General features: G+C 31.6%; 10 protein-coding genes. 7 read left to right on the top strand and 3 right to left on the bottom strand.

The annotated features are described in order from the left end of the window. On the top strand, positions 1-499 hold a 499-nt coding region (locus RH98_RS15745), incomplete at its 5' end, for a hypothetical protein (RefSeq protein ID WP_010252368.1). A gap of 39 nt (positions 500-538) precedes the next feature. Here RH98_RS15745 and ytxJ read toward each other — a convergent pair. Next, the gene (gene ytxJ / locus RH98_RS07010) at positions 539-877 is read right to left on the bottom strand and encodes a bacillithiol system redox-active protein YtxJ (RefSeq protein ID WP_010252366.1); all 339 of its coding nucleotides are present in this window, start codon (positions 875-877) and stop codon (positions 539-541) included. A 164-nt stretch (positions 878-1041) separates the two neighbouring features. On the opposite strand from ytxJ, the gene clpB reads away from it, so the two are divergent. Next, a complete protein-coding gene (gene clpB / locus RH98_RS07005; protein WP_010252364.1) occupies positions 1042-3633 on the top strand; it encodes an ATP-dependent chaperone ClpB in 2592 nt (863 codons plus the stop codon). A gap of 62 nt (positions 3634-3695) precedes the next feature. Here the strand turns inward: clpB and RH98_RS07000 are convergent, their stop codons facing one another. Next, on the bottom strand, positions 3696-3887 hold the full coding sequence (locus tag RH98_RS07000; RefSeq protein WP_010252361.1) for a hypothetical protein: 192 nt from the start codon (positions 3885-3887) through the stop codon (positions 3696-3698). Positions 3888-4171: 284 nt separating this feature from the next. On the opposite strand from RH98_RS07000, the gene RH98_RS06995 reads away from it, so the two are divergent. Continuing rightward, on the top strand, positions 4172-4390 hold the full coding sequence (locus RH98_RS06995) for a putative signal transducing protein (protein WP_010252359.1): 219 nt from the start codon (positions 4172-4174) through the stop codon (positions 4388-4390). A gap of 56 nt (positions 4391-4446) precedes the next feature. Here the strand turns inward: RH98_RS06995 and RH98_RS06990 are convergent, their stop codons facing one another. Next, a complete protein-coding gene (locus tag RH98_RS06990) occupies positions 4447-6369 on the bottom strand; it encodes an LTA synthase family protein (protein WP_010252357.1) in 1923 nt (640 codons plus the stop codon). A gap of 134 nt (positions 6370-6503) precedes the next feature. Here RH98_RS06990 and RH98_RS06985 point away from each other — a divergent pair, with 134 nt between their 5' ends. The 4 genes from RH98_RS06985 (at position 6504) to RH98_RS06970 (ending at position 12456) form a co-directional block, all read left to right on the top strand. Further along, the gene (locus RH98_RS06985; protein ID WP_010252355.1) at positions 6504-8279 is read left to right on the top strand and encodes an AMP-dependent synthetase/ligase; all 1776 of its coding nucleotides are present in this window, start codon (positions 6504-6506) and stop codon (positions 8277-8279) included. A 90-nt stretch (positions 8280-8369) separates the two neighbouring features. Continuing rightward, positions 8370-8807 (top strand): MarR family winged helix-turn-helix transcriptional regulator, encoded by a 438-nt coding sequence (locus RH98_RS06980; RefSeq protein WP_010252353.1) that lies wholly within the window; start codon positions 8370-8372, stop codon positions 8805-8807. A 33-nt stretch (positions 8808-8840) separates the two neighbouring features. Further along, positions 8841-11246, top strand: coding sequence for a 3-hydroxyacyl-CoA dehydrogenase/enoyl-CoA hydratase family protein (locus RH98_RS06975; protein ID WP_010252351.1), 2406 nt, complete (start codon positions 8841-8843; stop codon positions 11244-11246). A 28-nt stretch (positions 11247-11274) separates the two neighbouring features. Next, complete coding sequence (locus tag RH98_RS06970) at positions 11275-12456, top strand: acetyl-CoA C-acyltransferase (RefSeq protein WP_010252349.1); 1182 nt, start codon at positions 11275-11277, stop codon at positions 12454-12456. Positions 12457-12478 lie beyond the last annotated feature (22 nt).

The raw sequence follows: 12478 nt of genomic DNA, 5'->3' as shown, positions 1-12478 counted from the left end.
TCCACTAATAGGTTTTAGCAACAATTTTAATAAAACTACTTTTGAAAGTATTAAAACAACTTTTATTCAGCATTCTGAAACAATAAAAGTATCATTAAAAGATTCTAAAATTGGTAGCAATAAAAATAAAGAAAGTTTTGAACAATTATATGAAGAGTTAATCTCCTATATTCTAAAAGAGCATTCAGATAAAGAATTTAGAAGTGTAATTTTTAAAACAAAAATTAACACTAATGATAATACTATCGCAATAAGCGATATTAAATTTTATCAAGATAATTCATTTGCTGTTGGTCTAAGTCAAATTTTTGAGAATAAGAATAATGAGATCGAAATTGAGGGCGTTTCCATTGAAGCTAAAGAAGATAATAGTAATGAAGACTTAAAAAAAGCTAAAGTTTTAGCAGAGAACTTATTTAAAGCAGTTAATTCAAAAGAATTTAAAACTAATAACATTATTAGTTCGTCTGTGGATTTAAATTATCAAACGATTGAATAGAAAAGGCTCTTGTAATAAGTTACAAAAGCCTTTTCTATTTTATAATCTTAATAAGAGTTTTTCTGTTTCTTTTGCGTTTATATTTTCATGCGACGCATTATAAACAGCCTTACCCTTTGAAATTATTAATAATTGAGGAGATTCATGATTAATTTGAAAACGGTCAGCTATTTCAATTGAAATTAATTTATGTTGAACGACATCAACCATATAACAATTAATAGCTGTAGGATTTTCAAAGCTTGATTCAAAATTGCGCAGTGCAAATTTACTAATATAACAGCGTGGACTATTTTTAAAAATGACTACTGCCCTATCTTCTGACTCTTTAATAATCTCATCGATTTGTTTACTCTCTGTTAAGTTTATCCAATTCATAAGACAAAATGTATAATTATAATATGTATTTAAGTTAAAAACACTGACTAATTGACAGATTTTTTATTTAATAAACTAAATTTAATGACATCTAGTCATATTTAATACTATGGAACATTAATTGTTTTGTAGTGTGTAACAAGATAACTAAAAAAAATTGATATATGAATTTAAATAACTTTACAATTAAATCGCAGGAGGCCATTCAACGTGCACAAGTAATAGTACAAAGTCTAGGCCAACAACAAATAGAAAATGAACACATCTTTAAAGCGATAATGGAGGTTGATGAAAATGTAACTCCTTTCCTTTTAAAGAAATTAAATATAAACCTTGAAACATTCAAATCTGTTTTAGATGCTACTATTGCAAGTTTTCCAAAAGTTTCTGGTGGACAAATTACTCTTTCTAGAGAAGCAAATTATGCGCTTAATGAAGCTCAAGCTATTGCTACTAAAATGAAAGATGAATTTGTTTCTATTGAGAATATAATACTTGCAATTTTTAAATCTAAATGTAAAGTTTCTCAGATCTTAAAAGATCAAGGAGTTACTGAAAAGCAATTAGAAGCAGCTATAAATGAAATTAGAAATGGACAAAGAGTAACTTCATCTTCGGCTGAGGATACATATAATTCACTTAACAAATATGCTAATAACTTAACAAAGCTTGCTAACGAAGGCAAATTAGACCCAGTAATTGGTCGTGATGAAGAAATTAGACGTGTTTTACAAATCTTAAGTAGAAGAACAAAAAATAACCCAATGTTAATTGGTGAACCTGGGGTTGGTAAAACTGCAATTGCTGAAGGACTTGCACATCGTATTGTTCAACAAGACGTTCCTGAGAATTTAAAAGATAAGCAAATATATGCTTTAGATATGGGAGCACTTATTGCAGGTGCAAAATATAAAGGTGAGTTTGAAGAGCGATTAAAGTCAGTAGTAAAAGAAGTAACTTCTTCTGAAGGTAATATAATTTTATTTATTGATGAGATTCATACTCTTGTTGGTGCTGGTGGTGGTGATGGCGCTATGGATGCTGCAAATATCCTTAAACCAGCCTTAGCACGTGGTGAGTTAAGATCAATAGGTGCAACTACTCTTGACGAATATCAAAAATATTTTGAAAAGGATAAAGCATTAGAACGTCGTTTTCAGAAAGTACTAGTAGATGAGCCTGATACTGAGAGTGCAATTTCAATCTTACGTGGTATTAAAGAAAAATATGAAGCGCATCATAAAGTGCGTATTAAAGATGAAGCTATTATCGCTGCAGTAAATCTATCTGAACGTTATATTACTAACCGCTTCTTACCAGATAAAGCTATTGACTTAATGGATGAGGCTGCTGCTAAATTGAGAATGGAAATTAATTCTAAACCAGAAGAATTAGATGTTCTTGATCGTAAAATTATGCAGTTAGAAATTGAAATTGAAGCTATCAAACGTGAGGATGATGAAGATAAATTAAAATCATTAGGTCTTGAGTTAGGCAACTTAAAAGAAGAGAGAAATGATATTTTTACAAAATGGCAATCTGAAAAAGAAGTTGTAGATAGAGTTCAAAATATTAAACAGGAAATTGAATCTTATAAACAAGAAGCTGAAAAAGCTGAACGTGAAGGAGATTACGGTAAAGTAGCGGAAATACGTTACGGAAAGATTAAAGATGCACATGAAAAACTAGAACAAGCTCAGAAAGAATTAGATGATAATCAAGATGGACAATCATTAATTAAGGAAGAAGTAACTAGTGAAGATATTGCTGAAGTTGTAGCTAAATGGACAGGAGTTCCTGTTACTAAAATGCTTCAAAGTGATAGGGAAAAATTATTACATCTTGAAGATGAATTACATAAACGTGTAGTTGGTCAAGATGAAGCTATTGAAGCTATAAGTAATGCTGTACGTCGTAGCCGCGCTGGACTTCAAGATCCTAAAAAACCGCTTGGTTCTTTCCTATTTTTAGGAACAACAGGTGTTGGTAAAACAGAGCTTGCAAAAGCTTTAGCTACTTACCTATTTGATGATGAAAATGCTATGACTCGTATAGATATGAGTGAATATGGTGAAAGACATAGTGTTAGTAGATTAGTTGGAGCGCCTCCAGGGTACGTTGGTTATGATGAAGGTGGACAATTAACTGAAGCTGTAAGAAGAAAACCTTATTCAGTAGTTCTACTTGATGAAATAGAAAAAGCTCACCCTGATACTTTTAATATTTTATTACAAGTACTTGACGAAGGTCGCCTTACTGATAATAAAGGTCGTACAGCTGATTTTAAAAATACTATTATAATTATGACCTCTAATATGGGAAGTCACATTATACAGGAAAAATTTGATAGTACTGATGATGTTTATAAAGCGTCAGAAGAAGCTAAAGAAGGTGTTCTAAATGAATTAAAGCAATTAGTACGTCCTGAATTCTTAAACCGTATTGATGAAGTAGTAATGTTTACTCCATTGAGTAAAAAAGATATTTTAGAGATTGTTGATATTCAATTACACAATGTATTTAAGATGTTAGCTCATCAAAATATTCATATGGATGCTACTCCAGAAGCTAGAGAGTTATTAGCTAAAAGAGGTTATGAACCACAGTTTGGAGCAAGACCGGTAAAACGTGTGATTCAGAAAGATGTACTAAATACATTATCAAAAGAAATCTTATCAGGTAAAGTTAAATCTGATAGTATGATTTTACTAGATGCATTCGATGATGAATTAGTATTTAGAAATGAACAAAAATAAATTATAAAAAAAGGCTAGGTTAATGAAAAATAACCTAGCCTTTTTACTTTTAGATAAATATCTTAAATAACTAATTCTTTTACTATATTTCTCCACACTTGAGGCAAGTTGGTAATACTTTCCCACTTCTCTACTCCTATTGTTTTTGCAATAGTAACTGATTCCAAAATTTGCTTTCGCGATGTACTTTTACTTACTATAAGTTGTGTTATATTATTCAACTTTTTATAAGCATTCGTTTCTTCTATTTTCATACTCATTCATTTTACTTAAAGTCCAAATAAGCAAGAACAAGACACTTATCTCTATCTTTGCATTAAATAGTTTTTCTTTTCTTTCTTATTAAAGTAATACTTTAAATTATAATACACAACTATTTAACATACTTATAATTTTAAATATCCAAAAGATAAAATCATTAAGAGATGTTTGTTTTTTATAGTATTTATAGAATAAATGAATTCACAATAGAATGCATTATTCATTTTTATTAGTTAATTTTATAATATTAGTATAATCACTAAAAATTCTATTTATTATGAGCCACAAAAAACTATTTGCTGGGAGTGAAATTATGGTATTAGCCGTAAAAGACATTTTAGAAGAGCACAATATCAAATTTATAATTAGGGATGATATCGAATCAGCAATTACAGCAGGTTTTGGATCTGCAGATAAAGCAGTTCACGTTTTTGTTGAAGAAAAAGATTTACCAAAAGCAAAAGAACTATTGCTTCAGAATGATATTACAGAATAAAAACAAGAATGCCTTTACTAAAAAGAAGGCATTCTTGTTTTTATTAGAAAAAGATATTAATTAAGTCGTTTATCAATTATACGTTCAAAATAGTCCTGCAAAAAGGCTTTACATTTCATCTCAATTCTTTCCATTTCTTTATTCTTTTGACTGATCAAATTATGTTCTAAACCTTTATCATTAATATCATAAAAACCAGTGACTTCCTTACCATTAAATCTGCAGATGTAATTACCTTCTTGGTAAGTATATTCATTTGCTCCATAGTTGATAGTAAATGGCTTAGTTATCGTGTCATTTACAAGACTTCTTCCCCAACTTCTAAATGGCTTTTGATATCCGATTAAATCTAGAACGGTAGGGTAAATATCTATTTGTTGTGCAAGGTCTTTATTTACTCCCTTAAGACGCTCATCCGGTGTATAAAACAAAATAGGAACAGCAGTACGGTTTACTAATTTTCTATATTCATCATAATCTATTTGATTGGTATGATCAGCTGTGATAATAAAGATTGTATTTTCAAACCAAGGCTCTTTGCTACTCTCTTCAAAAAAACGTTTAAAAGCATAGTCTGTATAACCAACTGTTTGGTGAATTTGTTGATTACCCTTAGGAAATTTACCTTCATATTCAGCGGGTACTTTAAAAGGCTCATGAGATGATACCGTAAATAAAGTAGCAAAGAAAGGTCCATCCTTTTCATTTAATACTTCTCTCATATATTGAAAAAATGGCTCATCCCATATTCCCCATGTACCATCAAAGTCCTTATCATTATTATATTCAGTTTTCCCATAATAATGATCATACCCCAAAATATTTCCAAATCCTAAAAAGCCCATAGAACCATTGGGAGCTCCATGGAAAAAAGAAGTATCATATCCTTCTGACTTTAATGTAGAAACTAAAGACTCTATTTCCTGTTTAGGAAAAGGAGATGAAGTAAATGCATCTTTAAATGATGGTATACCAGCTACAACTGAGGAAACTCCATGTATTGATTTATATCCATTGGCAAAGGCATTAGGAAAAATTAAACTGTGTTGAGCAAGAGAATCTATAAATGGAGTATAACTTTTAAAGTTAGGGATATCCATATCTTTATTAAAAGCCCCTATATATTCTCGAGCATAACTTTCTGTTATAAAAAGTACAATATTATATTTTTTAAGATCATTGACATTATATTGTTTAGTAGGACTAACATATTTACTTAAAGTATTATCATCCATATACTCTACTTTCTTAAAGCTTGTCTTACCAATTGTTCTAAGAATTGAAAAAGGCGTATTTAGAACAATATCTGCATGTTCTGGTTTATCTACATATCTATTAGCATCAATAATATTTATAGGTCTAGTTGTCTTCTTTAAATCTCCTCTTACACCTGCAACAAAACCAATACCTACAATTATTATTAAAATTACAGATGATAACCAATAAGCTTTTTTGGATTCAACTCTTATTGGTTTACTAAATTTTACTCTTTTATAAAGATATACCCAGAATACACATAATAATATACATAGTAAAAATACGTGCCAGTAATTAACTAAAAAATTAAAGAACAATTTTCCTTTATTTGATTCGTGTTCTAGACTATCAAATACTGCTATTGTAGTACGAGCATAGATAAAGCGATAATAAATAAAATCAATAAAATTGGTAGAATATGCAATTAGATTGGGAATGATATATACCCAGAAGAGCATTTTTTGATATCCTTTATTAGTATTTATAAATAATGGTACTATTGATAGTAGTATGAACAGACTATTTACGTAAAAGATAGCCATTCTATCAAATATTATTCCGTGATAGGACAGATTCATAAATTGCCCTATTGAGTCAACTTTAAGTAAATCTGTATTATATAGGTAAAATAATGTACGGGCAATAAAGTAAAAAACAAAAGCTAAGAACAGGCGATAGAATAATACCAATACCTCATTTAATCGAAAACGATTAGATATCATAAGAAATCATTTTATTATTTAATAAATAAGTGAAAAAACAAAATTAATTAAAACTTTAGATTATTATCTTTTTTAGAGCAATATAGTTTTATTTGATTTTTTTTTATACTTTGCAATAGCTAATTAATGAAAACATGATTGATCCTACAAGACTTTTTGATATACCTTATCTACAAAGAGATCATTTTCCCCTATCCGATGCATTAGTAACTAAAGTAAATGGTGTATGGGAAAAAACATCTTCTGAAGAATATGTAAAGAAAGCAAATGCTATTTCTAGAGCTTTACTTAGGCTAGGAATAAAAGAAAATGACAAAGTTGCTGTAATCTCAAGTACTAATCAAACAAAGTGGAACCTTTTTGATATTGGTATTTTACAAATTGGAGCACAAAACGTTCCTATTTACCCAACTATAGCAGCAGAAGATTATCAATATATCTTAAGCCATTCTGAGGCTAAATATTGTGTTGTTTCTGATATTGAGGTTTACAATAAGTTAATGTCTGTAAGACATGAACTACCATTGTTAATTGATATCTGTTCATTTGATCAAATCGAAGGATGTAAAAACTTTGACCAACTTTTAGCTCTTGGAGAAGACGAAAGTAATCAAAATGAAGTAGATGCTATAAAAGATTCAATAAGTCCAGATCATTTAGCTACACTGATCTATACATCAGGTACTACAGGCAAACCAAAAGGTGTAATGCTATCTCATAACAATATCTTATCTAATGCTTTAGGTAGTGGTGATAGAATACCTTTTACAAGAGATGCAAAATACAAAGCATTGAGTTTTTTACCTATTTGTCACGTTTTTGAACGTATGCTTATCTATTTATATCAATTTAATGGAGTTGCAATTTATTATGCAGAATCAATTGATAAAATGGGCGATAATCTAAAAGAAGTAAAACCTAATGTAATGACTGTTGTCCCACGTTTACTTGAAAAAGTATATGACAAAATATTTGCAACAGGATCTTCATTAACTGGACTTAAGAAACGTATATTCTTCTGGGCATTAGACGTAGGTTTTAAATATAAACCTTATAACAGAGGATTCTTTTATAATATCCAACTAGGCATAGCTCGTAAATTAGTATTCAAAAAATGGGTTGAAGGATTAGGCGGTGAAATTAAAATAATCGTGTCAGGAAGTGCGGCATTACAGCCTCGTCTTGCAAGAGTTTTTAATGCTACAGGTATTGTAGTAATGGAAGGATATGGATTGACAGAAACATCTCCCGTAATTGCTGTTAACGATAAGAGAAATGGAGGAATGCGTGCAGGTACTGTAGGTCGTCCATTGAGTAACGTAGAAGTGAAAATTGCTGAAGATGGCGAAATCCTTTGTAAAGGACCTAATGTTATGTTAGGATACTTTAAGGATGATGAAAAGACTAAATCTGTTATTAAAGATGGTTACTTCCACACAGAAGATATTGGAAAAATAGATGAAGACGGTTTCCTACATATTACAGATCGCAAAAAGGAAATGTTTAAAACCTCTGGTGGTAAATATGTAGCTCCGCAAATGTTAGAAAATACAATGAAACAATCTCGTTTCATTGAGCAAATAATGGTTATTGGTGAAGGTGAAAAAATGCCTGCAGCTTTTATCCAACCAAATTTTGAATTTGTGCGTGAATGGGCACGTAGAAAACATATTGTACTTGGAGATTCTAATGAAGAACTTGTTAAGAATGAAAAAGTGATTGAAAGAATCAGTGAAGAAGTAGCAAGATTGAATAAGAAATTTGGAAAGTGGGAACAAATTAAAAAATTTGAATTAACTCCAGAAGTGTGGACTATTGATAGTGAACACCTTACTCCTACTTTAAAATTAAGAAGAAAAATTATATTATCAATGTATCAAGACCTTTACGAAAAAATATATAGAGGTTAAATGTTAATTTTTTTGTTAAAGTCACAAATTAGAAGAGAATAGTATGCAAGCATACTATTTTTTTTTATATTTGAATTTCGCAATGCAAATATGAAGAATAAAACTATCGATTATGTATTAAGAGCTACATGGCAAGCTGTAGCTAGGATGTACAATGAAGAAGCGGCTAAATATGATGCTAGTATGTCACTTGCATTTGCTTTGTTAAGTATAGATCGTGAAGGGACACCTTCTACCCTACTAGGACCTAATATGGGGATGGAAGCAACAAGTCTGACACGTACATTAAAGAGAATGGAAGAAAAGGGATTAATTACTCGCGAAAAGAATCCAAATGATGGTAGAGGTGTAATTATAAAACTAACGCCTTTAGGTATTGAGAAAAGAGAGCTCTCGAAAGCTAAAGTAAAACGCTTTAATGAAGTCATAGCTCAAAATATCTCTCAAGAAAAAATTCAACATTTTATAGAAGTTACTAATGTGATTAATACACTTATTAATGACAAAGCAATTTTTGACGAAAAGTAGAATCAAAATTATAAACCAAAGAATAATTAAAATATGAAAAGAATCATTAAAAAGGTAGCAGTAGTAGGTTCAGGTGTTATGGGCTCGGCTATTGCGTGTCATTTTGCCAATATTGGATTGGAAGTACTTCTTCTTGACATCTTACCTCGTGAATTAACACCTGATGAGGAGAAGAAAGGCTTAACTCTAGAAAGTAAAATAGTACGTAACAAAATAGCTACTACTCACCTAGCAAATGCTTTAAAATCTAAACCATCTCCTATATATGACCAAAAATTCGCAAGCCGAATCACTACTGGGAATATTGAAGATGATTTAGAAAAAATAAAAGATTGTGATTGGGTTATTGAAGTTGTAGTTGAAAGATTAGACATTAAAAAATCTGTATTTGAACAGATAGAAAAATATAGAAAACCTGGTTCATTAATCACTTCTAATACCTCTGGTATTCCAATGAATCTAATGGTAGAAGGACGTTCAGAAGACTTTAAGAAACACTTCTGTGGTACACACTTCTTTAACCCTCCTAGATATTTACAGTTATTTGAAATAATTCCTGGTCCATATACATCACCGGAAGTAATTGAATTTTTCCAAAAATATTCAAGCCTATATTTAGGAAAAACTCCTGTATTGTGTAAAGACACTCCAGGGTTTATCGGAAACCGTATTGGGGTATATTCAATGGCTATGGTTATGCAATTGGCGCAAGAAATTGGATTAACAATTGAAGAAGCTGATACGCTAACAGGAAGTATATTAGGACGTCCAAAAACTGGAACTTTCAAACTAGGTGATTTAGTTGGATTAGATACTGCAATTAACGTAACTGCAGGTCTTAAGCAAAATTGTCCTAATGATGAAATGATTCAAGAAATTAAAGACAGTAAAGCTCTAAACTTTTTACTTGAAAATAAATTTTTAGGAGATAAATCTAGAAAAGGTTTTTATTACAAAGAAATTGATAAAGAAGGAAAAACAAATCGTTTTGCCTTAGATCTAGATACTTTAGAATATAGAAAATTAGAACGTGCTAAACTTCCAGTTGTAGAAACTGCTAATCAGGCAGGTGGTACAAAAGCAAAATTAGCTGTTCTTCTTGCAGACAAAGGAAAAGCAGGAGAATTAATTCGCAAACACTTTGCTTCACTTTTCGCTTATGTTTCACAAAGAGTACCTGAAATTTCAGATACCTTCTACCCTATTGACGATGCTATGCGCACAGGATATGCATGGAAATACGGACCATTCCAAACATGGGATTTAGTAGGATTAGATAAAGGTATTCAAATAGTAGAGAGCGAAGGTTATAAAGTAGCAGACTGGGTGAAAGAATTAGCTGCTTCTGGAGCTAAGAGTTTTTACAAAGTAGAGAATGGTAAAAAACTGTTCTATAATCAAAACACAAAAACATTTGAGCCTATACCAGGACAAGACGCATTTATTATACTAGACAATATTAGAAATACTAATAAAGTTTGGGGTAATAGCGAAGCTTCTTTAATTGATTTAGGAGATGGAATTGTAAACCTAGAGTTCCACTCAAAAATGAACACTATTGGTGGTGGTGTATTAGCAGGACTTAATAAAGCTGTTGAAATCGCCGAAAAAGATTTCCAAGGATTAGTAGTAGGTAATCAAGGTTCTAATTTCTCAGTTGGTGCTAACCTAATGATGATATTCATGATGGCAGCTGAGCAAGATTATGACGAATTAAATCTTGCTATTAAAATGTTCCAAGATACAATGATGAAAATGCGTTACTCTGGAATACCTGTAGTAGCAGCACCTCATGGAATGACTTTTGGTGGTGGATGTGAGTTAAGCTTACACGCTGATAAAGTGGTAGCTGCAGCAGAGACTTATATCGGGCTTGTTGAGTTTGGTGTAGGACTTATCCCTGGTGGTGGTGGTTCTAAAGAGATGACATTAAGAGCTGGGGATTTATATCGTAAAAATGACGTAGAATTAAATACACTTCAAGAACATTTCTTAACTATCGGAATGGCTAAAGTTGCTACTTCTGCGAATGAAGCTTATGATTTGAATATCTTACAAAAAGGTAAAGATGTCATTGTTGTAAATAAAGATCTACAATTAGCTGAAGCTAAACGCAATGCATTATTATTAGCTGAAGCTGGTTACACTCAACCTGTTAAGCGCAAAGATGTTAAAGTATTAGGACGTCAAGCTCTAGGTATGTTCTTAGTAGGTACAGATAGTATGCAAGCTGGTAAATATATTTCAGAACACGACCGTAAAATCGCTAACAAATTAGCTTATGTTATGGCTGGTGGAGATTTATCTGAACCAACATTAGTAACAGAACAATACCTATTGGATTTAGAAAGAGAGGCTTTCTTATCTCTATGTGGAGAGAGAAAAACTTTAGAAAGAATTCAGCACATGTTGAAAACTGGTAAACCTCTAAGAAACTAATCTTTAACCAAATTAAAAGACTAATAAAATGAAAACTGCATATATAGTAAAAGGATATAGAACAGCTGTGGGTAAAGCTCCTAAAGGAGTTTTCCGATTCAAAAGACCTGATGAATTAGCAGCAGAGACTATCGAACATTTAATGAAAGAACTACCAGAATTTGACAAAAGTCGTATTGACGATGTTATGGTAGGAAATGCAATGCCTGAAGCAGAACAAGGTTTGAACGTGGCTAGGTTAATCTCTTTAATGGGGTTAAAAGTTGATGACGTACCTGGAGTAACAGTTAATCGTTATTGTGCTTCTGGATTAGAAACAATCGGTATGGCTGTTGCAAAAATTCAAGCTGGTATGGCTGATTGTATTATTGCTGGTGGTGCTGAAAGTATGAGTTATATCCCAATGGGAGGATATAAACCTACTCCAGATTACGGTGTTGCAAAAGAAGGGCATGAAGACTACTACTGGGGAATGGGATTAACAGCAGAAGCAGTAGCGAATCAATATAATGTATCTAGAGAAGACCAAGATGAGTTTGCTTACAATTCACACATGAAAGCATTGAAAGCTCAAAAAGATGGAAAATTCGATGATCAAATAGTACCAATTACAATTAATGAAGTATTCGTTAATGAAAAAGGTAAAAAAGATAGTAAAAGCTATACAGTTGCTAAAGATGAAGGACCTCGTGCAGGAACATCAATTGAAGCACTTGCTAAATTAAGACCTGTTTTTGCAGCAGATGGATCTGTTACAGCTGGTAACTCTTCACAAATGAGTGATGGAGCAGCTTTCGTAATGGTAATGTCTGAAGAGATGGTCAAAGAATTAAATATTGAACCAATCGCTCGCCTTGTAAACTATGCGGCAGCAGGTGTTGAACCAAGAATTATGGGAATTGGTCCGGTTAAGGCTATTCCAAAAGTATTAAAACAAGCTGGGTTACAATTAAAAGATATTGATCTAATTGAATTAAATGAAGCCTTTGCATCTCAATCATTAGCTGTTATTAGAGAATTAGGCTTAGATCCTGAGATTGTAAATGTTAATGGAGGAGCAATTGCATTAGGTCACCCACTAGGATGTACAGGTGCTAAATTATCTGTTCAATTATTCGACGAGATGAAACGTCGCGGTTCAAAATATGGAATGGTAAGTATGTGTGTTGGTACTGGACAAGGTGCAGCAGGTATTTATGAATTATTGTAATAAACTATTAACCACTATAAAA

It is taken from the genome of Myroides injenensis M09-0166 (genome assembly GCF_000246945.1).
Classification (GTDB): Bacteria; Bacteroidota; Bacteroidia; order Flavobacteriales; family Flavobacteriaceae; genus Flavobacterium; species Flavobacterium injenense.
The sequence above is the reverse complement of the archived record's forward strand: the minus strand, read 5'-3'. Positions and strand labels throughout refer to the sequence as shown.